Below are 23,635 nucleotides of genomic sequence, written 5' to 3'. Positions count from 1 at the left end.
CCCGTGCAGGAGGATATCGAGCAGCGGATTAGCGCGATCTATCATGCTCACTATCAGGACGTTTACTACTTTCTGCTCCATTTTACCGGCAACCAGACTTTTGCTATTTCTTACGATTCATTAATGTTGAAAAAAATACGGGAGGATGTAAATGATGAAAAAGCTGAATAAAGTGATTTTTTCGGTAACAACTGCAACTCTACTTGCTACTACGCCAATCTATCTGACGAATAATGGTCAAGTGCTGGCGGAGGAGAGCAAGGCAAAGGAGCTTGCACCTGAATGGAAAGTGAAGGTAGAGCTTGCAATCCAAAAGGTAAAGGAAAGGTTGCCATATTTAGCCGATTTTTCTTACAGTTCGCTTGAAATTTTAGAAAAAAAGGATGGAACGAATCGTATAACCATCATCTTGCAAACGTCCAAGGAGAAGAAGAAGCCGTCTTTTGAATTCAGTTTGGATAAACAAGGGAATCCCAAGGGGTTTAGATACAACGAGGAATTTCCCGAAGAAGGAAGGCCGAAGATTGAGCATGACAAGGTAGTCAGTAAAGCAACAGATTTTATGAAGCAATGGTACGGAGCAGATATGGGTGGCTTCAAATATAACCCTAATTATTCGGATCAAAATGAAGCTTTGTTTACGAAACAGGTAAACGGTCTTCCATATTTGAATGTGAATGTTAATCTAACCGTAAACAGCAAGGGGGAAGTTATATCAAAAGGGGAAGGCTTATACGGGCTCGGGGGCGATGATGCACCAGCCCTCGAAGATTTGAAGTTTGCTGATCCTAAGGAAGCCATATCCAAGGATCAGGCGGAAAAAGCCTTCGCCAAGCACCTGAAGCTCTTTTATTTGAAACAGCCAGTAGAGGGATGGAACGAGAAAACGAAGGAATACTTGTATGGCTCTCCTACCTTACGATACAAATCGGAATTCTCGGAATTTATCGATGCCAAAACAGGCATGGAAGTTCCTGATGATGAAGGTTCGGGGAGTGCTTATGAAGGTTCGGGGAGTGCATATAACCCCATTGTCAGAGTGAATCCTGTCGGTAAGGAAGTAACCGTAAAGACGACAGAGGAAGCAGCAGCTTTGTTCGCTGCTTTTGGGATCGAGAGCAAAGCTGAAAAAATAAAAGAAGGCATTTCTGAAGATACGAAAGGTAAGGAATATACACATGAAATCAATAAAGACTTGGAGGCTATCATTATAACGGAGAAAGAAACAGGACGATTCATGAGCTACGGTATGGTTGACAAGAAAAAGAAAGAAAGAGAACACCCTGAAGAAGATCCAAACGGAAAGAAATGGCTAACGCCAGAAGAATCGATGAAACTAGCTATTGCTGCGCTGGAAAAGTACGGACCAAAGCATGTAAAAGAAGTGATGCCGATTGGGACAGCAGAGTTTCGGCAGAGAGGCGCTGAGCAGGGCTTCAAGTTTGTAAATGTGCACGAAGGGATTCCGGTTCTGGATGATGAGATTTCTATCAGAATAGACCGTATCACGGGAGAGGTGATAAGTCTGCGTATGGAGGATGTATCTTGGGAACCGCTCATTCTGCCTGACCCCAAAAAGGCTGTATCACATGAGCAGGCGGTAAAGGAATACTTGAAAGTGCGTCCACTGGAGCTGCAATATTTGACACCGGATGCCGATATTTTGTCGGATAACCCAAGTTATCAACCCATTCTGGCGTACAGAACAGCCATATCCCTAGACCACCGAGAAATTGATGCCCTAACCGGCAAATTTACTACTACAGGTGAATTTCATTAATCCGTACTAAGACAGGAGGCTAACCCGTGCAGGAGGATATCGAGCAGCGGATCAGCGCGATCTATCATGCTCACTATCAGGACGTTTACTACTTTCTGCTCCATTTTACCGGCAACCAGAATGATGCCGAGGACTTGACACAGGAGGTTTTTACGAGAGTGTTAAAAGGGCTCGCCGGATTTGATGGCAGAGTCACTCTGAAAACATGGCTCTTCTCCATTGCCAAGCATGCGGCGATTGACCAGCATCGCAAGCAGAAGGTCAAGTCCTTTTTCTCAGAAAACTGGCTGATGAAGCTGGCGACCAAGGAAGGGAGTCCGGAAAATGTCCTGACCAAGCGGGAAAACGTTCGTGAGCTGAAGCAAGCGATCCAAAAGCTAGCGCCCCATTATCGTCTGGTTCTGATTTTGCGTTGCATCGAGGAATACAGCGTCAAGGAGACGGCAGAAATCCTGGGTGTATCGGAATCCAAGGTGAAAGTAAACACCCATCGGGCATTAAAGCTGGTCAAAGAAATGATGGATGATACGGAGGAAGGGGGCTTTCTAAATGAGTGGGCTAGAGGATGAGAAGCTGACGGTCCAGCTGCGAGGGTTAAGAAGGCAGGACCCACCCCCACGTCAGGAATTTGTCACCTATTTGGATCAGACGCTGGTTAAACAGGCAAGGCAGATGAAGCAGAGGAAAAAAGTGGGCCGTATCTTGTCGATGACAGGAGGTGCAGCTGCAACTGTCGTACTGGCTCTCTTGGTAGCTGTGCCTGACGGAAAAGAAGCGCCAAATGGGACTAGCAGTGTACGTACGGAGCAGCCTGCAGAGAATGCGCCTTCACTGGCAAAAGAGAAGGACATACCGGAGCAAAGGAATATTCCTCCTGTTGCCGAGCAGCGGAAAATAAGCCAGGTGAAAGAACAGCCCAAACAGAAAGAACAGAGTGTCATTACGCAATCACAATCGCTCCCTGAAAGCCAAGCACTGCCAAAAACGGCAGCCACGGCAAGCAATACAACGCTGTCTGTCGTGCAATATATGAAGCAGAAATTAGGCGATAAAAGTAAGCAATATCAACTTGCTTCTAACCATCTGGAAAAAGATACGGCTGTTTTTCTACGCGTCATTAACGGTATACCGTTCGCCGACAGTGTCGTGAAGGTTCACTTGAAGTCAGATGGAACACCAGCGGGTATGGTCTTGGAAGAGAATCTCGATGGAGAAGCAGATCTCTCGCTATTTCCCAATCCAGAAAAAGCAATTTCCAAAGAGGAAGCAGTACAAAGGCTGACAGCCAGTTTGAAGCAAGAAGAAGTAGCGGCTTTTGCAGGCTATATCAACGCATTGAACGGGGAAGTCCTCGATCATCGCTTTCAGAGCGTGGCAGCAACTGGAAGCTATAGCCTCATCCCGATTCAGGCACAAGGTAAGCTGCTCATGGCCAACTCAGATGAGGAGATAGCCACTCTGATCCAGAAAGAGTTCGGTGTACGTATCGAAGGGGATAACCGTCCATTATCAACAGAAGAACACGAATCGTACATGGAATATACGTGGAAAATGACAGATGCTACTTATCTCACTGCGAGGTTTGCCAAGAAATCTGGTCAACTGCTGGCGTATCGGATGAAAACAAATACGGAGTCACATACTTCCCCGGAGCTGTCCCAAGCAGAAGCAGCCCAAATCGGTGTCAAAAAACTGGCGTCCTATTTGCCAAGACAAATCACGCAGCTTGCAATGGAGGGCGCGGCGGTGGAAGACTCAGCAATCAGGATAGACTTCATTGCCATTACACAAGGAGCAAGAGCGGAGAGTCACAAGTATAAGGTTTGGGTGGATAGCACCAGCAGACAGGTAGTAGGCCTGGAAGGGAATTTTTCAGAAATAGGGAAAGCATCTACAGAGCCTAACAAGGGGAATCGTCCCTCACTGGAACTGCTTTATGTATGGCCGGAACTAAACGGAAAACGGACGCCAGCACCCTATCTGGTGTACCAGATGAAACAATAAAACGATCGGGCTGCCTATATGTCAAGACTATCTCAACTTTTTGAGTGGTCTTGTTTTTTTTTGTGAGTAGAACAATTCGACACATATTACTTCGTCATACATAGTAATATGTGTTATGCTATATCTGCGAGGTGAACGAGATGAGTGACAGCAGTATTAGCAGTGAAATTATCCGCGGTCATATCGATACGATTATTCTTCGTGTCCTGTATGACGGCGATAACTATGGGTACGAAATCATCAAAGCCATTTTCAAAAACAGCGACGGTCGCTACGAACTGAAAGAGCCCTCTTTGTATACCAGTCTGAAAAGATTAGAGTCACACAAGCTGATCGCTTCGTACTGGGGAAATGAGAGCCAGGGGGGGAGACGCAAATATTATCAGGTGACAGAAGCGGGGAGAGAGGCGTACGAAAGAGCCTTGGCATCTTGGAAGGTCGCCAAAGAATTGATTGACCAGCTCATCGAAAGGCGGGATGAAGTGTGATGGAGAGTTTACAGCACCATGTCGATCAGTTGTTTCAAAATTACAGGGGAAGTAAACAAATCGAAGAGCTCAAGTGGGAAGTATTGAGCAATTTGGAGGCAAAGGTCGCCGACTTGGTCGCAGATGGGCTATCGTTGGATGAAGCCGTGAAAAAAGCAAAGGCCAATCTCCCTTCAATTGATTCGTTTGTCGGAGAACGCCGTAAGATATACATACTTCCACTCCTGCAAGAGTTGTTGCAGCTCGGATTGCTGTACGGACTCATTGCCTGGATTGTGACTATGCCCTTGCGAATCTGGAGAATGGGTATCTTTTTGAACTATGGTCTGCTTGCGATTTGCATTCTCATCGGTATCGTTTATTTGGTCTTGTTAGGGATCAACCGACCTGCTTCTTCCCATCAATTGACCCACTTGAATGTGCGATCTGCCTTTTTGTTGCGAAAAACGGGCTGGATGCTGTGGGCGCTTTATATTGTCGGGACACTTGTGTTTACGACAGCCCTCTATTTTGGTAGCAATCTATGGTTTTCAACGCCAGTGAATCTTACTGGACCCTATCAATTCGCTAACATTGCTGTAGGGTATGCGCTGCCTTTTCTCTCGATCCTCATTCCGCTGTGGCTCCACTCCTTTCCGCGACTAATTTTAAAATATGATGCAGGGGAAGGTGACGACATTGCGAAATAAAATCATACTTGCTTTGGTTCTCATCGGGGTTGTCCTATTCATGGCTATTCAGATCATCATAATACCGAAGAACGAAGCGCAATCGGAGCAGTATCAATTGGCTCAGCAAAGCCCGCTGACTCACGATTTGGAATCCATTTTGCCATACAAAAACAAGTACATGGGCGCTACATCGAATCTGGTTATGTTCAATCATTTGCCGTTAAGTGATCGCAAGCGTACATTTCAGCTCCGTCCGGAGAAGTTTACGATTGAGATTCATTACGAGGAGAAGACGACCGACATCGAGGCGAAATTATTCAAGCAAGCGATGCTGTACAACACCGTGTCAGCCTTTGCTCTGGTCGACAATTTGCAGACAATCGAATATCGCTTTCCAGACACCACGATTGTTGCCACAAGAGTTGCTATGCAAGGTCTCTTCGGTGAAAATTTGGCATCGCTATTGACGAAAGAAAAGTGGCGGAAAAGTGTGCAGGACAAGTTACGGGATGATCAATTTGTTGAAGAGGGTATGAAACAGCTTATAAAAGAGTAAGGCAAAAGCAATGCAAAGCAGCTAACGTTTCACCACGCTGTCTGTAACGGAAGTTTTAAGGCCATCCTTTCCAGAATGGCCTTTCATTTTGATGTAAACCTTAATATAATCGCGCTAGTCTTACTTGGTTTTTTCATTCGGATAACAGAAAAAAGGGGCGAGCCTGTTACTCGTCCCTTTTGCTTTTAGATAAATACATGTAACAACAAATAAATGGCCGCTGCGAGCAAGGCAGAAATCGGCAGCGTAATAAACCAGGTGATCACGATACGTTTGGCAACGCCCCAATTGACGCTTTTTAGCCGTTTGGCTGCACCGACCCCCATGATCCCGGAAGAGATGACATGGGTAGAGCTCACAGGCAAGCCTAACTGCGTAAAGGTAAAAATGATCGAAGACGAGGTGAGATCGGCAGTGGCTCCATTAATCGGTTCAATTTTGGTGATTTTGCCTCCGACCGTCTTGATGATTTTCCAGCCTCCGATAGAGGTTCCCAAGCCCATCGCGAGGGCACAAATGAACTGCACCCAGAAAGGAATCGTGCTGGTATCTGTATGCAGGTCAGCGGCAACGAGAGCGAATACGATAATGCCCATCGCTTTTTGTGCGTCATTCGTTCCATGTGTAAAGGATTGCAGGGCCGCCGTGAAAATCTGAAAGAAGCGAAATCCCCGGTTGACCTTGGAAGGAGGAACCATGATCCGACTGAAAATGAAATAAACCAAATTCATCATGAGGTAAGCGGCTACGAGCGCAATAACCGGTGACACAATAAGTGCCTCGAATATTTTTGAAAAACCAGTCCAGTTGATTTGCGCACTCCCAGCGGAAGCGAGGACTGCCCCTACGAGTGAGCCGATGAGAGCATGAGACGAACTGCTGGGGATACCGTACCACCACGTAATCAAATTCCAAAGAATCGCAGCCAAGAGAGCAGCCATGACCACAAGCACACCGAATTCCAGCTTGGTTGGATCGGCGATCTCTCCACCAATAGTTTTGGCGACCCCGGTAAATGTCAGGGCACCGATAAAGTTCATGATAGCCGCTAGGCAAATGGCAATCTTAGGCGGGAGAGCCTTGGTGGATACGGTGGTTGCGATGGCATTGGCAGTGTCGTGAAACCCGTTGATGAAATCAAAGAAAACAGCCAAAATGATAACGGCAATCACAAGAGGAAGGCTCGTATACATGAAAGTAGGTCTCCTTGTTTAAGAGTTGCCCATGATCACGGATTCCATCGCATCCGCGACATCCTCGCAATGATCCATGACATCTTCGAGCACTTCGTAAACCTCTTTGAGCTGCATAATGTGAATGGGATCGCTTGAGTTTTTGAACAATTGCCGAATGCTGCTCCGCACCAATTCATCCCCCTCGCTTTCCAAATCGTTAATGCGGATGATGTACTCCTTCATAGCAGACAACTTTTGCTTTTGAAGCAGTTCGATGGCGAGAAGAATTTGCTTGGTAGCTTCTTCGATGAGTTGTCCGAATTGCACCATCGTTTGATCTGGTTCCATGATATCGTACATATAGAGTCGCGAAGCGCAAAACTCCAATCCGTCCAGCACATCATCCAGCTTGACGGCAAGGTCCAGAACGTCCTCACGCTCGATTGCGGTAATAAATGTCTTGTTGATTTGCACGATGATTTCATGGATGAGCTTGTCGCCCTTTGTTTCGTACTCCTTCATCTCTGTAGCAAAGGTTTTGACTGTCTCTAATGAAGTGATTTTGTATTCGTTAAAATAGATCGCCGTCTGATGCACATTTTTCGCAATCTCATACAAGTCATCCAAGAGTGCATCCGATTTGGTAAAAAGCATTAAACAAACCTCCACTTCGAAAACCCGAATAGGAGTATTTTGAGTGGAGGGGATGGGGATTATTCACTTTTTCATGAACTCTTTACGAGATGAGTAATTGGGCTGCCATATAGAAGGCCACTCCCCACATAATCACAGCAGAAACCATATTCAGACCACGCTGCAATTTTCCGGACCGGTCCAATCGTCCTGCTGTACGACCAGCTACAGAAAGGCCGAAAAACCAGAAGCAGGATACGAGGATGCAGGCAACAGTAAAGCCCCACTTTTCTGTTCCCGAATAGCTGAGTGAGCTGGTGCCGATGACCCCGATCGTGTCGAGAATCGCATGCGGGTTCAACAAAGAGACAGAGGCAGCAAACATGATTTGCTTTTTGGCCGAAAAGCGCTCTTTCTCTCCAGCCTCAGTATCTGGACGGCTACGCCACGTTAAATATCCCATATACACCAAAAAGAAGAAGCCGATGACATACAGCACCGTTTTCAGCCATGTGACTGTCAATACAACCAAAGAGACTCCCAATACTGCCAATAAAATGAGCAGGGTATCGCAGAGTGCCGCAGTCAGTACGACGGGCATGGCGCGAAGTAATGTAGGTTGTAGAGCCCCCTGATTAAAAACGAAAACATTTTGTGCGCCGAGCGGTAAAATAAGTCCAAAAGCAAGCACAAAACCGTGCAAAATCGCTTCCAGCATGATCGTTTCCTCCCCGTTTCTCTCTCGATGCAAAGGCCATTTGCATTACTGTCATTATTCACGGTTGTGAATCCGTTGTCTCCAGCCAATTGGTTTACATCCAAACCAACCAATTTGTACAATGATCAGACGAGGAGGAATGTGCCTGTGCTAACGATAGACTGGAAGCCTGACAAATCATCTGACATACCGATCTACGCGCAGATCGTAGCTTATATGAAGGGGAAAATTGCAGGTGGAGAATGGCCGATCAATAGTAAATTGCCAACACAAAGAGCGTTGGCGCAAGCCTTTGAGGTAAACCGCAGTACGGTGGTGACGGCGTTGGAAGAGCTAAAAGCGGATGGTTTCATTGAAGCAACCGTAGGCAGTGGTTCCGTCGTTAGTAACAACACGTGGTCCTTATTGACGACAGCGCCACCACCCAATTGGCTGGGCTACGTGCAAGCAGGTGCGCATCTCCCCAATTCGCCGACGATTCAGGATATCAATCGTTATGAGCCAGACCCGAGGTACATTCGTTTAGGGACTGGTGAGCTGTCGCCGAGCTTGATTCCTGTTGCGGAGATGGAAGAGGTCATGGCTAGCTTGCAGGGCAAAATGACTCATCTCGGATATTCGGAGCCAAAAGGGCTGTTGCCTTTGCGCCAAGCGATCAGCGATCATTTGCGGAGCAGGGGGATCGAGGCTTCACCGGCGTCTATTTTGGTCGTTTCGGGGGCCCTTCAAGCCTTGCAGTTGATATCGATTGGCATCCTTCACCGTGGATCTGCCATCTTGCTCGAGCAGCCTTCGTATTTATTCTCTCTACCTTTGTTTCCATCATCGGGAATGCGTCTGGTTGGTGTACCAATGGATGCGGAAGGAATCTCTCCCCAAGTGTTAACGAGACAAAAGCAGGCGCATAACGCAGCACTCCTCTATACAATTTCGGCTTACCACAATCCGACTGGGATTAGTATGTCAGAGAACCGAAGGGAGCAAGTACTGGCTGCATGCGAGCGGGAGAGGCTGCCTGTATTGGAAGACGATGTTTATGGAGAATTGTGGTTAGACGAACCGGGGCCATTGCCGTTAAAGGCGAGGGATCAGAGCGGGTTAGTCTTATATTTGGGCAGCTTGTCCAAAACGCTCAGTCCAGGGCTGCGGATCGGCTGGATTGTAGGTCCTGAGCCTGTCATAGAACGCCTCGCGGATGTAAAAATGCAGACGGACTACGGAGCGAGTGCGATTTCCCAATGGGTGGCGAGAGAATGGCTCACAAGCGATAGATATTCCTGGCATCTGGATCAGCTTAGAGCAGCTCTGCGACATAGAAGGGACAGGATGTGCGAATGCCTTGCTCGCTGGTTTGGCGATTTGGCAGATTGGCATATTCCGCATGGCGGTTTTTACATTTGGCTGCGTTTGCATCAGTCGGTCTCGATGCGCAAGCTTTTTACGGAAGCACTGGCAAAAGGGGTTCTGTTAAATCCGGGCTTTGTTTATGATCAGACGGATAGTCATCATCTTCGCTTGTCCTACGTGTACGCAGAAGAAGCCGACATGGAAAAGGCGTTATATGTAATAGCGCAGCTCCTGCGTGGTAAGGGGTAACGAAAAGAAGACACCTGCTTGGGTCAGGTGTCTTCTGCTATATCAATGATAAGGGAACTGCGTGGAGTACCCGCTAAATTGCTGATAAGCTTGCTGGAGTTTTTGCTGCTCGGCAGCCTCCAGCTTGTACCATCCCTTTTGGAACATGAGATTGAAAGCATCGCGGGCTGATTGATGGGTTTCATTCAAAATTTGCAGCATGTCATCATAAAGCTGCTGGTGGCTGGCTTCACGAACGGCGATGTTAAAGTTATCTGTCAAGTATTTGCAGGTAGCTAAACAATCGTTGAGATAATCACGATCGTTCATTTGCGGACCTTTTACTTGTGGCAGCTGACCGGATTGTGGATTGGCGATCTGGTTTTGGTTTGGCATCCCGATTCCTCCCTTACTGCATTTGTTGTTGCTGTTGTGATTGCTGTTGCTGGGACTGCATCTGCGGAATGGTCGCCATCACGGCGGTGTTGTTATTTTGCAGGTGACTCAGCAGCTTTTGGTAGTGTCGCTGGTGCATCTGTCCTTGTTGTTCCAGACATTGCTTGACCTGGGGATCAGTAGCTTGCTGTGCAAAAGCATGCAGCTTTTTGAAAGCGATCAGTTCCCATGACAAAGCATCCTTGAGATAGCTCAAGTCCTTTGTAGAAATGACCTTAGGCGGTTCGGGAATCGGAGCTTGAGCAAAGGGCTTGGAAGACAGGATGGATGGCATAAGGTTGCTCCTTTCAGATGGAATCATGTATAGGATGAGCAACAAGTCAGGATGTAACCCCTGAGGATTGCAGCCAAAAAAAATCCGGTCGCAAAGGACCGGATTAGGTTAGCTCCAGAGATGAAACGACGATGTCGATGCTGGCAGGAGCGATATTGAGACAATAGTGAGCTTCTTTGTACAATGTAGATTGAAGGGCATAGATAAGTGCTGGAATATTTGTCATGTAAGGCAGTTGAAGAGCAATCGAAACCTGGAACCGAGGTAAATCCTCAAAGCTGGAGACGATCTTGACCACATGCTGGACCTCGTCAAACTGGTTGCAGGCCGCTTCAACGATTTTTCGCAACACCTGGGGATGAATCATGATGCGTCCACCTGAAAATGGAGGATGAACCACGGTTGTTTCCCCAATGACTTCTTTTTTCGAGCTGAAAATCTGTTGGGCTGAAGAAATGAGACGCTGGAGGAAATCTTTTTCTACCTCCACACGCGGAATCGGTATCGTGTGCTTGCCCATTGTTTCCCGCACGTAGCGGGCAGCCTCGATTTCCTGCGGAGGCTTGATGGATTCAATCGGGATGAAGTCCACCTGAAAAGGCAAATGCAGCGCTTCGACGATACGACCAATCATCCGTTGCGAAGTTCCTAACACGAGTAGTCGGCTTGGTTGAATCTCGCCAAGACTTCGTCGTACTTCTTCAGCGTGCTCCTTATAATGAAAAATAGCTCGTTTTACCGCCTGAATTTTTGTCTTCTCATATTTGGCAGAGGTTCCGGCCACCTTGCGTCCCTGGTAAATCAGGATGCCATCATCAATAATGGCGTCGATGTTCATTCGGTGAGCAAGTTCTAATGCACTGGTGCTTTTTCCTGTTCCACTGGTGCCGTACAAGGCGTAAATTTCCATGGGACCTCCTTCGTCATTTTTCTCGACTATGCTTGATCTTTTTTATTATACATGACAAGAAGGAGGGACAAAACGACTTTACTGGTATTGTGCCCCCATCTCCCGCGATCTTTCGGCAGCACGCAGGATGGCTGCCGTGACAGCCTCCTGAAACTGATAGGCTTCCAATACTTCCAGCCCTGCCTGGGTCGTTCCGCCCGGACTCGTTACTTTTTGGCGGAGAATCGAAGGCTCTTCGCGTGTATCGAGCAGCATATGTGCCGCGCCAATCACGGTTTGCAGCGTTAATTGGCGCGCCATTTCCCGATCTAGTCCCGCTTTGGCACCTGCCCCCATCATGGCCTCCACCAAATAGTAAATATAAGCAGGGCCGCTTCCAGACAATCCAGTAATGATGTCCAGCTCTTCCTCGGCGACTTCATATACGGTGCCAATTGCTTCGAAAAGTTTGGTAGCCAGCTCGCAGTGCTCTTCCTGGACAAACGGATTTGCGCACAGTCCGGTAGCGGACAAACCAACCGCAGACGATGTATTAGGCATCGTGCGGATAATCGGGCACTCTGCACCGAGCCACTCTCCGATCAAGCTGGTGGAGACGCCAGCGATTACCGAGATAATCAATTGGTCGGAACGAACGACCCCACGCAAATCCAGCAAAGCCTCTGCGGCATCCTTCGGCTTGATAGCCAAAATTAAAATATCGGAAGAACGGACTACGTCAAATTTGTCCTGAGTAACAGTTACTCCGTAGTCATTTGCCAACTGCTCCAAACGCTCCATATTGTTGCGGTTCGTGACGGAAATACGCTCAGAAGGGAGTAACCCTTTCTTTCCGATACCAGAAAGCATGGCCTCCACGATCGAGCCTGCACCGAGAAAACCGATCCGCCCTTCTGTAATCGCTGTTGCTTGGTTGCTCATGGTGATTCCCTCCCCTTGGACTATCGGATTTGGCCGTTTCCGCGTACGACATACTTGTAAGAAGTGAGCGCTGGCAAGCCCATTGGCCCACGAGCATGTAATTTTTGCGTGCTGATGCCGATCTCAGCACCGAAGCCGAATTCTCCACCATCGGTAAAGCGGGTAGAGGCGTTGTGATAAACCGCTGTGGCATCGATCGCAGTCAAAAACTGACGGGCTGCGATTTCATCTTCCGTTACGATTGCCTCGGAATGACCGGAAGTATGCGCTGTAATATGTTCAATGGCCTCGCTCAGGCTATCGACAGTGCGAACCGCCATAATCAGCGCAGAGTATTCTGTATCCCAATCTTCTGATGTTGCTTGGTGCAGTTGTGCGGCGAGGTCAGTATGCAGCTCGATCGTACGCTCACAAGTGCGGAGCTCAACGCCCATCGCCAAGAGCTTTTGAAGCAAGGCACGTTGATTTTCCTGTGGCCAACTGCGGTGCACGAGTAGGGTTTCGGCAGCATTGCATACGGCAGGACGACTTGTTTTGGCATTGATCACGATGCTTTCAGCCATGTCATAGTGAGCCGCTTCATCCACATAAATGTGGCAATTGCCAACGCCTGTTTCGAGTACAGGAACGCTTGCGATTTGCAGTACGCGCTGGATCAGTCCTGCGCCACCCCGTGGGATGATGACATCGACGAGACCATTGGCGGTGCACAAGTAATCGACAGAAGCATGTTCGGCAAAAGGCAAGTACTGCACCGCTTCCGCGTCAAGTCCGGTCGCAGTGAGCGCTTGACGAATACTAGTCACCAGCGCGAGATTGCTATGAACAGCGCTGTGGCTGCCGCGCAAGACGATCGCATTGCCTGTTTTGATGGCGATTGCTGCTGCGTCAACGGTGACGTTCGGTCTGGCTTCATACACCATTCCAATGACGCCGAGAGGGACGCGGATTTGTTCGATGAAAAGTCCGTTTGGCCGTGTCCACGAGTCGATCCGTTCCCCGACAGGATCATCGAGGGATACCAGCTGCGCCAGACTATCCACGAGTTGTGTTATTCGCTCCGGCGTCAACAAGAGACGATCTAGATAGGAGGCAGGCTGACCGTCTGTTCTCGCGATGGCGATGTCTTTGGCGTTTTCGGAGAGAATAACAGCCTCATCTGCCAGCAGCTGGTTGCCGATTGCGACGAGCACCTCGTCTTTTTGTTTGCGAGAGAGTATAGCCATTTTTCGTGAAGCCTGTTTGGCCAGGCTCAATTGTGTATGCACTTTTTCCTTCAAGCTTTTCATGGTTTCTCCAACTCCTTTTTCTATCTACACGGATTCGCTTAGATGACAGGCGCCCATTCATCTCGATGTATAACAGTACCGCTGTGTCGCGTTACGTTATCAGGGGAAAGAAAATCACTTAACTGTGCTGCGGTAAATCTGCTGATACCACGACCGATCAACGTCCCCTCACAGTAAACCTCAATAACCTCACCTTGCTCGAACATGCCGGATACATCGCGGACACCTGCTAGGAGCAAGCTTTTGCTGTTTTCCAAAATCGCTTCCGCTGCACCGCTATCAACCATTATTTTTCCACGGATAGGGGAGTGAAGCGCAATCCATTGCTTGCGAGTAGGAACGCTGTTTGTTGCAGATGCTTCGGGATGATAGTTGACGTAGGTGCCATTCCCGTTGCCAGTAAGGACATCGAGCAAATCTGTGGGATTCGTCAATTTTCCAATAAAGCCGGGAATTCCTAATGATTGGGCGGTTTTTGCTGCGATCAGCTTGGAGCGCATACCACCTGTTCCCAGTTGGGAAGCTCCGCCTGCAAGTGCCTCGATTTCTTCCGTCACACATTCGAGCCAGCCCATGTGTTTGGCATCAGCATGATAACGCGGGTCCTTGTCATACAGGCCATTCGTATCAGTCAGGATCATGTACAAATCGGCATGGATGAGACCAGCAACGAGTGCGCCCAGCATATCATTGTCTCCGAAGGTCAATTCCGCTACGGATACTGTGTCGTTTTCATTGATGATTGGCAAAATGTTTTTATCTAAAAGCAGTGACAGCGTAGAGAATGCGTGTTGATATCGTTCCTTGTGAGAAAAGTCTCCGCGTGTGAGCAAGATTTGCGCCACGCTGAAGTTATGAGCGCCGAACATTTGCGTATAGGTTTGCATCAACAGGCTTTGCCCGATGGCTGCCGCTGCTTGCTTGGCTGCCAAGGATCGGGGGCGCTGCTGATAGCCGAGACTTTGATAACCGCTGGCGACAGCTCCTGAGGAGACTAGGACAACCTGATGACCCACTTCGCGCAATTGGCTGATAGCGGAGACAAGCAGCGACATTTTTGCCGGATCAACACCGCCTGTAGCTGCTGCAATCGAACTGCTCCCCACCTTTACTACCAAACGCAATTTACCTTTTTTCATCTCAAAACCCCCTTCTTGCATACAAAACGGTCATGACCGTTTTGTTGACCGCAAGCGGTCGCATCCACCTTTATGAAAAACGTCGAGACGTTTTTCACAGAAAAAAGCCCTCTCGTCTCTTTGATAAGGACGAAAGGGCTTGAAAACCTCACGCGGTACCACCTTATTTGACGTTTTGGACTGAAGGTATACTTCAGCCAAGAAACGCCCGGCTCTCTTTCTTTGATAACAGGTGAAAGAAACCTGTCCAGGTCTTCCCTGGATGCTCTGGGGTGGGTTCAAACCGATTCAAGGACGAAACCTCTCAGCCGGTGGATTTCGCTCTCTGGACCTGAAGGGCGGTTTTACTATTCCCCGTCATTGCCGCTCACTATGTGCTTATTAATTCACTATTATTCGCTGGATCCGCAAGAAATGTCAAGAGGCTTATTGAAATTGTTCATTCCCATAAGCGCCCATCCGTGATTTGATTTCGAACCGTTTCGTCTTTTGATCGCGCACGAGTCGGTAGCGCAGCGTGCGGTCAGAAGCAAAGGAGGGATCGGTTACATCTTCTACGGTCACATTGAGTTCCCCATTGTTTTTTTGAACAGTCGTGTTTCGAACCGAGATCAAAGTCGGATAGTCGACGCGTGGGATTGCCACGTATACCTTTTCCTTCACCAACTTGGTTGTCATGTTGTCGTACATGGCTTCTGCCAGTGGACGGCTCCAAAAACGACTGAAGTACCCCGTTATCTTGTCTTTACTGTCGAAGCGCTTAGGCAATTCTCGAAAGACGAGACCATCCTCAACTACAGATTTGCCTTTGGCATTGTCCGCGGCAGCGTAATATACATTTTCCAGTTGATGCTCGGCTTGTTTCAAAAAGAGGACGACATCCATTTTGTTATCCCCAAGCTTTTGGATGGCAGACTGCGCGGCGGGCTTACTCTGTGTTTTGGCCTTGTTTTTTGCATGCTCCTGCTTTACTTGCGTCATGCATCCTGTGACGAGCAAAGAGAGAACGAGAATAAACATCCAGTTTTTCCAGTTAACTTTCATGGCGCACCTCACTTGGGAGCAGTCGTTTAACGTTAGCGTGTGTGTCAAAAAAGACAAATAGCCCAGTTAATATATGGATAGGGGTTGTCTGACTCTCGGATTATGTCTATCATGGAGAGAGTTGGACAGATCGAACGATTGAGGTGGAATATATGTTTGGGTTTGGCAAAAAAGCAAAAAAACCAGACGGGATTGATGTGTTGATTATCAAAACCGATGAAGCGAAAAATCGCAACTTTTATCAGGTTGCTTTCCCTAGCGTGGTAGCGAATGATATTTTGTCCATGCTGCAAAAATTAGAGAAATCAAAAATGAACAAGCCGGAGTTACTGGGGGAAATCGGCGGTTTCCGTATCGTGACCCACTTGGAGGCCTTGACTGGTTTTGACATTTTGGATGATGCCGATACGGAGGGACATCCGGTACAGATTCAAGACTTTGCCAACATGCTTCTGCGTCGTTTGGAAGCTTTGGAGGAAAGTGGAAAGTTTGACGAAAACGAAGATTTAGCATTCATGATGGGCGAGTTGACGATGCTGCGTGATGGCAGCTTTGTACCACAAAACTAATCATGAGAGCCGTTGGGATAACCGATGGCTCTTTTTCTATTCCCGTTGGTTATAGGCCTTATGGCAGGAGGTCTAGTCGTCCTCGCCAGTTTTTCGCTGGAGACATCCATGTTAGGGACTGCTCTTGGGATTATCGTCCTGTTTACTCTCATCAACATTTTCTTATATGGACCCCTTGTGACCAAGGGACCAGGCTGGTCAGAGCAGATTGAAGGATAGTCAGCGCGTAGAGTAAAAGAATATAATTGGGCCGCTCATACAAAGTGCGGCTCTTTTTCATTTCTTCTGAAAAAGTATAACAAAGTTCCGTTTTCATCCCGATACAAGAAAGGGAGAGATCAGACCCAGGAAAATAGACCAATATGGCAGGAATGGATGCTACTGGGGGAGAATTACCAAAAAAAGGGAGTAAGGAAACGATCATGAAAAGAAAGGAGTTATCGTAAGTCATGGTAAAGCGTTTTGCTATCGTTTTTCTCTTGGCACTGCTAGTGGTGCAAAGCGTTTTTTCAGGGAGTGCGAATGCGTCTGCGCCTGGCATGTATACGGACATACAGGGACATTGGGCAAGTGAGCAGATCGAAAAAATGGCGGATCTCGGCATCGTAAAAAGAACGGGATATCAGCCTTTTTACCCAAACAAGCCAGTTACTCGAGGCGAAGCTCTGGTTATGCTGAATCGCGTATTTGAGGCAATATACGGACCGATAGAAAAGCCAGAACGCAAGCCAAACCTGGATCAGCGCTATCTACTCCGGGGGGAAGTAGATCAACTGCTGAGCAACCTAAAGACCATGATGAAAATCGAAACAGACGATCTGGGCAAGTTTGATCCAGGAGACCGGATGCTGTACTATCTATATTTGGCTGAAACCGGGCACTTGATGAAAAAGCAAGAGAAGGAAAATCCGAAGTGGTGGATGTCCAGTGCCGGAATGCAGTGGCCATTGACGAGAGAAGAGGCCAGCTTGATATTGTTTCATATGATGGCCCCACAAAAATTCCGTACGGCCAATATTAAACCACAAGATACAGTCTCTTTCTTTAACAGCTATTACGAATGGAAGCGCGACCGATTCTATCGAGATACATATTCACCATATCCACTGGCGATCCGGGAATTCAATCTGTTTCGCACAGAGAAGACCTTTTCTCCGAACAAGATCCTGACGCGTGCAGAATACATCGTTGTGATGGATCGACTGATTGATTATTACCGGATGGATGTAGCTTCGCAGTTCCGGGGTTCACCTGCGAATCAGAAGCACATCGCGCAGGTGTATTTACGAGCAGCGAATTTGGCGTACGAAACAAAAAATCAGAAGCAGCTGTCTGCGCTCTTTACCGACGATGCACGAAAAAGCATGGCAAAGCTGGAGCAAGTGCCTACGTACAACGGGCCGGTAAAAGTATCGGTCAAGGCAGACGAGAACAATTCGAAAATCCTTTGGGTGATTGCTCATTATCTAGACCCGAAAAACGGAGACTTCCAGATTGAATACCGATTGGAAGAAGACGCGTCCAACGCATACGGACGCAAGATCACTGCGCTGATTTACACACAAAAATAGCTCAGAAAAGGGGGACCGGACAACAGTGTGCCCCTTTTCTTTTCTTTCATGAAGTGACGATTGCAACTGACAGAATTTTCGATTACAATAAAAACTGAACGGTGATTCAGTTGGTGGGAGCGTAGCATCTCCGGGCGTGTAAAACAGCCAAAACGTGGGATGTCATTTTTTAACCCACATACTGAATGAGCATTCATTCAATACGAGACATGTGCTGACGCACACAGGAATATCTATGGAGAAAGTAGAAGTTTTAAAAATACTCTGCTAGTCTGAATATTAGGTATTCACTGTTGCGAGGCCATTCTTTTTGACCATGAATCAGTCATGACTAGGTTTTTTAAAAAGGAGGATTTGGAGATGGAACGCAAAATTCGCAAGGCGGCAGTTCTCGGTTCAGGCGTCATGGGCGCCGGGATCGCAGCACATTTAGCCAACGTCGGTATTCCCACTTATTTACTGGACATCGTGCCGCGTGAATTGACAGCAGATGAGAGTAATAAAGGACTTTCTTTGTCTGATAGCGTGGTGAAAAACCGGATAGCACAAGCGGGCCGAGACCGACTTTTGAAGGAGAAGCCGGCGCCGCTCTACGATAAAAAGAACATCGACTTGATTACAGTTGGTAACTTCGAGGATCATCTCTCTTGCTTGAGCGAGGTCGATTGGATTATTGAGGTAGTTGTCGAGAACATCGAAGTGAAGAAAAGCGTCTTCGCTATGGTAGAAGCGCATCGCAAGCCAGGGACCATCGTGTCTTCCAATACGTCTGGGGTTTCTATCAATGAAATGGCAGAGGGACGCTCGGATGACTTCCGCAAGCATTTCCTCGGCACGCACTTTTTTAACCCACCGCGCTACTTGAAGCTGTTGGAGCTGATTCCAGGTCTTGATACAGACCCGCAGGTCATCTTTTTCATGAAGCATTTTGGTGAGCATGTGCTCGGAAAAGGAATGGTCGTTTGCAAGGATACACCGAACTTCATCGCCAATCGGATCGGTACATATGGATTGCAGGTGTCGATCCACGAAATGGTGCGACTGGGGCTTGGGGTAGATGAGGTAGATGCGTTGACAGGTCCGGTCATCGGCCGTCCGAAGAGCGCGACGTTCCGCACACTCGATGTCGTGGGACTGGATACGTACGTGCATGTGGCGGGTAACGTCAGGAATAAAAGCACGGATGAGCAGGAGCGCTCTGTTTTTGAAGTGCCGGAGTTCGTTCTGCAAATGGTGGAGAAAAAATGGATCGGGCAAAAAGCTGGGCAAGGCTTTTTCAAGCAGGTGAAGACGGAGAAAGGCAAAGAGATTTTGGCACTGTCGGTTGACACGCTGGAATACCGTCCAAGTGTGAGGCCGAAGTTTGCTTCCCTCGAAGCAGCCAAAACAGCCAAGACACTGCCTGAGAAGTTGAGAGCGCTCGCATACGGCAAGGACAAGGGCAGTGAGTTCGTCTGGAGTGTCTTCAAAAAGGTACTGCTGTACTCTGCTGAAAAGGCATATGAGATCGCTGACGATATCGTCTCTGTTGACCAGGCCATGAAGTGGGGCTTCGGCTGGGAGATGGGGCCATTCGAAACGTGGGATGCCATCGGTCTCGAAAAGTCAGTGGCAAAAATGCGTGAGGAAAACGAGAAGATTCCGGCACTCGTCGAGGAGCTGCTCGCGAGTGGGAAAACCTCCTTTTATCAAAAAGAGCAAGGGAAGCGCAGCGTGTTTTCCATCGGAGGCACATACAAGGACGTCGAAGAGAGCAAGGAAAACATCAACCTGGCAGCCCTTAAGGAACAAGGCAAGCTAATCAAGAAAAATGCGGGTGCCGCCTTGATTGATTTGGGCGATGGAGTCGCATGTCTGGAATTCACCTCTCCGCACAATGCACTCGGGATGGATGTCTTGCACATGGCAAGTCAGGCCGCAGAGGAAGTGCAGAAGAACTTCGCAGGTCTGGTCATCGGTAATCAAGGCAAAAACTTCTGCGTCGGGATGAATCTCGCAATGGCATTGATGGAAGCACAGGATGAGAACTGGTTGGAGCTCGACATGCTCGTCACGAACTTCCACAAAACAGCACGGGCACTGCGCTACATGCATCGTCCAGTGGTAGCAGCACCATTCGGCATGACGCTGGGTGGCGGTGTCGAGGTGGTCTATCTCGCGGATCGCGTGCAGGTATCGGCAGAGACGTACCTCGGACTGGTAGAGGTGGGAGTAGGACTTCTGCCAGGTGGCGGAGGAACGAAGGAGATGCTGTTCCGAGCAATGGAAAACGTTCCAGAGGGAGGAAGCGTGCCAGTTGATCCGTTCCCATTCGTTGCGAAGGCGTTTGAAGCCATTGCCATGGCAAAGGTATCTACGAGTGGTCAGGAAGCCATCAATCTGGGGTACCTGCGACCGACTGACCGCATCAGCGTGAATGCTGATCATCTGCTATACGATGCGAAGCAGCTGGTGCTTACGATGGATAAAGAGGGCTACACGCCGCCAGCGCCACGCAAAATTCGCGTCATCGGTGAAACGGGTTATGCGAACCTTCGCCAAAATATTTATGCCATGAAGAAGAGTGGATATATTTCCGAGCATGATGAGCTGATCGCAAGCAAAGTTGCCTATGTTATGTCCGGCGGTAACGTGCCAGCGGGTACAGAAGTGACAGAGAACTACATTCTGGAGCTGGAAAAGCAAGCGTTCCTCGAACTGATCAAGACGCCGAAAAGCCAGCAACGGATGCAGCACATGCTGACCAAGAACAAGCCTTTGCGTAACTAGGGAGAGGGAGGGATAACGATGAGAGAAGCAGTTATTGTCGCGGGCGCCCGCACCGCTATCGGTAAATCGAAAAAAGGAAGTCTCAAGGATTTTCACCCAGTCGATATGGGAGCTGCAGTTGTAAGCGACCTGTTGCGCCGCGTACCACAGCTCGATCCGGCTGATATCGAGGATATCATCATAGGGACAGCTGTACCGGAAGCTGAGCAAGGCATGAATATGGCTCGCTTGATCGGCCTGCGCGCCGGATTGCCGACAAATGTATCGGGGATCACGATCAATCGCTTTTGCTCCTCTGGTTTGCAGACGATTGCTTACGCTGCTCAGCAAATCATGGTCGGCAGCTCCGAAGTAGTAGTCGCTGGCGGGGTGGAGAGCATGAGTCTGGTGCCAATGCTCGGTCACAAAATCGCACTCAATCCGACTCTGGTAGAAACGAAGCCGGAAGCGTATATGAGCATGGGTCATACGGCTGAGGAAGTGGCGAAGAGGTACAACATTTCTCGTGAGGATCAGGATGATTTTGCTCTGCAAAGCCATCAGCGTGCGACGGCCGCCATTGCTTCAGGGAAATTCCAGGATGAAATCGTACCTTTGACAGTCAAGCAGCATTTTGTCGATGAAGCTGGCAAGGTTCACGTCCAGGAACGTGTTTTCGACAAGGATGAAGGAGCGCGCTCGGACACGACGATGGAGGCACTCGCCAAGCTCAGACCGGTCTTTCATGTGCAAGGCAGCGTGACAGCAGGAAACTCCTCGCAAACGAGCGATGGCGCGGCGGCAGTTCTCGTGATGTCTGCCGAAAAGGCAGCCGAGCTGGGTGTCGAGCCGATTGCCAAGTTCCGTTCCTTTACGGTTGGCGGTGTAGACCCTGATGTCATGGGGATTGGTCCGGTTGTTGCGATTCCAAAAGCATTGAAGCTGGCAGGAATCAGCTTGGAGGATGTCGATCTGTTTGAGTTAAACGAAGCGTTTGCCTCCCAATCGATTGCCGTCATTCGCGAGCTGGGACTCGATCCAGAAAAGGTCAATGTAAATGGTGGGGCAATCGCATTAGGGCATCCACTCGGTTGTAGTGGTGCCAAGCTGACCGTCCAGCTTTTGAATGAAATGAAGCGCAGAGGCGGCAAATACGGAGTCGTTACGATGTGTATCGGTGGTGGAATGGGAGCCGCTGGCGTTTTTGAAATGATCTAATTTTAATATAAGGAGAGGGATAGTAATGGCAGAAACAAAAGATTTGATCCGCGGTGGAAGCTTTTTGATCGATGCAGGTTCAGCTGATGATGTATTCGTGCCAGAAGAGTACACCGAAGAGCAAAAGATGATTGCCAAGACGACAGAGGATTTCGTCAACAATGAAGTTCGTCCTCATCTGGAAGAGCTTGAAAACCATCAATTTGATATTTCGGTTCGTCTGTTGAAGGAAGCAGGGGAGCTCGGTCTGTTGGCTGGAGACGTTCCGGAGAAGTACGAGGGTCTGGGGCTGGATAAAGTCAGCACGGCACTCGTAACAGAGAAGTTCTCGCTGGCTCGCGGCTTTGCGCTCAGCTACGGCGCTCATGTCGGTATCGGTTCACTGCCGATCGTGTACTTTGGAAACGAGGAGCAAAAACAGCGCTACCTGCCTGATCTGGCATCTGGAAAACGAATCGCAGCTTACTGCCTGACAGAGCCAGGCTCTGGCTCAGATGCGCTGGGTGCGAAAACGACAGCGACTCTCTCCGCAGATGGCACGCACTATATTCTCAACGGAGAGAAGCAATGGATCACCAATGCTGGCTTTGCTGATGTATTTATCGTGTACGCGAAAATTGATGGCGAGAAATTTACTGCCTTTATCGTTGAGCGCACATTCCCAGGTGTTTCGTTTGGACCGGAAGAGAAGAAGATGGGAATCAAATGCTCCTCAACACGCACGGTCATTTTGCAAGATGTACCTGTGCCGGTAAATAATCTGCTCGGTGAGCCTGGAAGAGGTCACGTGATCGCGTTCAACATCTTGAACGTAGGTCGTTACAAGCTCGCGGTGGGCGCAGTCGGCTCCTCGAAAAAGGCAGTGGAACTCGCGACCAACTACGCAAAAGAGCGCAAGCAGTTCAAAACGCCAATCGCCAACTTTCCTTTAATCAAAAACAAACTGGCGAACATGGCAGTGAAAACGTATGCGGCTGAAAGTTCCGTCTATCGCACAGTGGGTCTGTTCGATACAGCGCTGACTCGCTTGGGTGAAAAAGCGGATGATGGCGCGGAGGTTGCGAAGGCGATTGCAGATTATGCGATCGAATGCTCGATCAATAAAGTATTTGCCACTGAGGTTTTGGATTACTGCGTGGACGAAGGCGTGCAAATCCACGGTGGATACGGCTTTATGTCCGAGTACGAGATCGAGAACATGTACCGTGACTCGCGGATTAACCGCATTTTCGAAGGAACGAACGAAATCAATCGCATGCTCATCCCGGATACGCTCGTGAAAAAGGCGATGAAAGGTGAATTGCCGCTCATGCAAGCAGCAAGCAGTCTGCAAGCAGATCTGATGAGCTATTATCCAGAAGAGATTGAGGATGCACCCCTGGCTATGGAGAAGCATCTGATCAACATCACGCGCAAAATCATTTTGATGGTGGCTGGTTCTGCGATGATGAAATACCAACAGGAAATGTCCAAAGAACAGGAACTCTTGGCATTTGCAGCTGACATGCTGATCGAGCTGTACGCAATGGATAGCATCGTGAAGCGGACAGAGAAAGCAATGGCGGCAAATGGCATCGAAGCTGAGCAGCAAAAGCTGGAAATGACTGCTGTCTATGTACATGAGGCATTCGATCGTATCGAAGGCTGGGCGAAGGAAGCATTGGCGGCGATGGAAGAGGGCGACGAGCTTCGTCTGCGCCTGTCGATCTTGAAAAAGCTGACCCGCCGCACGCCGATCAACACAGTGGCACTCAAACGTTCGATTGCAGATCGCGTGATTGAAGCGGGAGCATATGTGGTGTAGTTCCAAACAGTAGATGGCAAAAGGAGCAAAGCATTGAGCTTTGCTCCTTTTGCATGTAACGCACGTTTCCTTTCTTGCGGATATTTGCGATT

At 48.6% G+C, this 23,635-nt stretch carries 23 protein-coding genes and 1 other annotated feature; of the genes, 13 read left to right on the top strand and 10 right to left on the bottom strand.

Features of this window, described 5'->3' with window-relative positions; all coding sequences use genetic code 11:
- Positions 1-3: 3 nt before the first annotated feature.
- From BBR47_RS31695 to BBR47_RS24570, 7 genes are all read left to right on the top strand, one after another.
- Complete coding sequence (locus BBR47_RS31695; protein WP_015893151.1) at positions 4-171, top strand: hypothetical protein; 168 nt, start codon at positions 4-6, stop codon at positions 169-171.
- A complete protein-coding gene (locus BBR47_RS24595) occupies positions 152-1,780 on the top strand; it encodes a YcdB/YcdC domain-containing protein (RefSeq protein ID WP_041749632.1) in 1,629 nt (542 codons plus the stop codon). The genes BBR47_RS31695 and BBR47_RS24595 overlap by 20 nt, the downstream gene beginning before the upstream one ends.
- A 26-nt stretch (positions 1,781-1,806) precedes the next feature.
- Positions 1,807-2,349, top strand: coding sequence for an RNA polymerase sigma factor (locus BBR47_RS24590; RefSeq protein ID WP_015893149.1), 543 nt, complete (start codon positions 1,807-1,809; stop codon positions 2,347-2,349).
- Entirely contained in the window at positions 2,330-3,784 is a 1,455-nt protein-coding gene (locus tag BBR47_RS24585) for a hypothetical protein (RefSeq protein ID WP_041749631.1), read from the top strand. The genes BBR47_RS24590 and BBR47_RS24585 overlap by 20 nt, the downstream gene beginning before the upstream one ends.
- A 140-nt stretch (positions 3,785-3,924) precedes the next feature.
- The gene (locus BBR47_RS24580; RefSeq protein WP_015893148.1) at positions 3,925-4,272 is read left to right on the top strand and encodes a PadR family transcriptional regulator; all 348 of its coding nucleotides are present in this window, start codon (positions 3,925-3,927) and stop codon (positions 4,270-4,272) included.
- A complete protein-coding gene (locus tag BBR47_RS24575) occupies positions 4,272-4,961 on the top strand; it encodes a permease prefix domain 1-containing protein (RefSeq protein WP_015893147.1) in 690 nt (229 codons plus the stop codon). The genes BBR47_RS24580 and BBR47_RS24575 overlap by 1 nt, the downstream gene beginning before the upstream one ends.
- The gene (locus BBR47_RS24570) at positions 4,942-5,499 is read left to right on the top strand and encodes a DUF4825 domain-containing protein (RefSeq protein ID WP_015893146.1); all 558 of its coding nucleotides are present in this window, start codon (positions 4,942-4,944) and stop codon (positions 5,497-5,499) included. The genes BBR47_RS24575 and BBR47_RS24570 overlap by 20 nt, the downstream gene beginning before the upstream one ends.
- Before the next feature lie 185 nt (positions 5,500-5,684).
- Here BBR47_RS24570 and BBR47_RS24565 read toward each other — a convergent pair whose 3' ends face one another.
- From BBR47_RS24565 to BBR47_RS24555, 3 genes are all read right to left on the bottom strand, one after another.
- A complete protein-coding gene (locus BBR47_RS24565) occupies positions 5,685-6,692 on the bottom strand; it encodes an inorganic phosphate transporter (protein ID WP_015893145.1) in 1,008 nt (335 codons plus the stop codon).
- Between the two features lie 18 nt (positions 6,693-6,710).
- Entirely contained in the window at positions 6,711-7,328 is a 618-nt protein-coding gene (locus BBR47_RS24560) for a DUF47 domain-containing protein (protein ID WP_015893144.1), read from the bottom strand.
- A gap of 82 nt (positions 7,329-7,410) precedes the next feature.
- Positions 7,411-8,025: a LysE/ArgO family amino acid transporter gene (locus BBR47_RS24555; RefSeq protein WP_015893143.1), complete on the bottom strand. Its 615-nt coding sequence runs from the start codon at positions 8,023-8,025 to the stop codon at positions 7,411-7,413.
- A 147-nt stretch (positions 8,026-8,172) separates the two neighbouring features.
- On the opposite strand from BBR47_RS24555, the gene BBR47_RS24550 reads away from it, so the two are divergent.
- Positions 8,173-9,621: a PLP-dependent aminotransferase family protein gene (locus tag BBR47_RS24550; protein WP_015893142.1), complete on the top strand. Its 1,449-nt coding sequence runs from the start codon at positions 8,173-8,175 to the stop codon at positions 9,619-9,621.
- Between the two features lie 42 nt (positions 9,622-9,663).
- Here BBR47_RS24550 and BBR47_RS24545 read toward each other — a convergent pair whose 3' ends face one another.
- The 7 genes from BBR47_RS24545 to BBR47_RS24515 form a co-directional block, all read right to left on the bottom strand.
- Positions 9,664-9,996, bottom strand: a complete 333-nt coding sequence (locus BBR47_RS24545) for a spore coat protein (protein ID WP_015893141.1) — start codon at positions 9,994-9,996, stop codon at positions 9,664-9,666.
- 13 nt (positions 9,997-10,009) lie between these two features.
- Complete coding sequence (locus BBR47_RS24540) at positions 10,010-10,330, bottom strand: ferritin-like domain-containing protein (RefSeq protein ID WP_015893140.1); 321 nt, start codon at positions 10,328-10,330, stop codon at positions 10,010-10,012.
- A gap of 103 nt (positions 10,331-10,433) precedes the next feature.
- Complete coding sequence (locus tag BBR47_RS24535; RefSeq protein ID WP_015893139.1) at positions 10,434-11,240, bottom strand: hypothetical protein; 807 nt, start codon at positions 11,238-11,240, stop codon at positions 10,434-10,436.
- A 78-nt stretch (positions 11,241-11,318) separates the two neighbouring features.
- Positions 11,319-12,161 (bottom strand): pyrroline-5-carboxylate reductase, encoded by an 843-nt coding sequence (gene proC / locus BBR47_RS24530; protein WP_015893138.1) that lies wholly within the window; start codon positions 12,159-12,161, stop codon positions 11,319-11,321.
- Positions 12,162-12,181: 20 nt separating this feature from the next.
- Positions 12,182-13,450 (bottom strand): glutamate-5-semialdehyde dehydrogenase, encoded by a 1,269-nt coding sequence (locus tag BBR47_RS24525; RefSeq protein ID WP_041749630.1) that lies wholly within the window; start codon positions 13,448-13,450, stop codon positions 12,182-12,184.
- 38 nt (positions 13,451-13,488) lie between these two features.
- Complete coding sequence (gene proB / locus BBR47_RS24520; protein ID WP_015893136.1) at positions 13,489-14,589, bottom strand: glutamate 5-kinase; 1,101 nt, start codon at positions 14,587-14,589, stop codon at positions 13,489-13,491.
- 122 nt (positions 14,590-14,711) lie between these two features.
- Positions 14,712-14,959, bottom strand: a binding site (T-box leader).
- A gap of 56 nt (positions 14,960-15,015) precedes the next feature.
- Positions 15,016-15,633, bottom strand: coding sequence for a hypothetical protein (locus BBR47_RS24515; protein ID WP_015893135.1), 618 nt, complete (start codon positions 15,631-15,633; stop codon positions 15,016-15,018).
- Positions 15,634-15,785: 152 nt separating this feature from the next.
- Here BBR47_RS24515 and BBR47_RS24510 point away from each other — a divergent pair, with 152 nt between their 5' ends.
- From BBR47_RS24510 to BBR47_RS24485, 5 genes are all read left to right on the top strand, one after another.
- Entirely contained in the window at positions 15,786-16,202 is a 417-nt protein-coding gene (locus BBR47_RS24510) for a hypothetical protein (RefSeq protein ID WP_015893134.1), read from the top strand.
- 449 nt (positions 16,203-16,651) lie between these two features.
- Complete coding sequence (locus BBR47_RS24500; protein WP_015893132.1) at positions 16,652-17,773, top strand: S-layer homology domain-containing protein; 1,122 nt, start codon at positions 16,652-16,654, stop codon at positions 17,771-17,773.
- A gap of 360 nt (positions 17,774-18,133) precedes the next feature.
- Positions 18,134-20,542 (top strand): 3-hydroxyacyl-CoA dehydrogenase/enoyl-CoA hydratase family protein, encoded by a 2,409-nt coding sequence (locus BBR47_RS24495; RefSeq protein ID WP_015893131.1) that lies wholly within the window; start codon positions 18,134-18,136, stop codon positions 20,540-20,542.
- A gap of 18 nt (positions 20,543-20,560) precedes the next feature.
- Positions 20,561-21,739, top strand: a complete 1,179-nt coding sequence (locus BBR47_RS24490; RefSeq protein WP_015893130.1) for an acetyl-CoA C-acetyltransferase — start codon at positions 20,561-20,563, stop codon at positions 21,737-21,739.
- Between the two features lie 25 nt (positions 21,740-21,764).
- A complete protein-coding gene (locus tag BBR47_RS24485) occupies positions 21,765-23,543 on the top strand; it encodes an acyl-CoA dehydrogenase family protein (protein ID WP_015893129.1) in 1,779 nt (592 codons plus the stop codon).
- Positions 23,544-23,635 lie beyond the last annotated feature (92 nt).

The sequence above is a fragment of the Brevibacillus brevis NBRC 100599 genome (assembly GCF_000010165.1).
Taxonomy (GTDB): Bacteria; Bacillota; Bacilli; order Brevibacillales; family Brevibacillaceae; genus Brevibacillus; species Brevibacillus brevis_D.
This window is presented reverse-complemented; position numbering and strand designations above follow the sequence as displayed.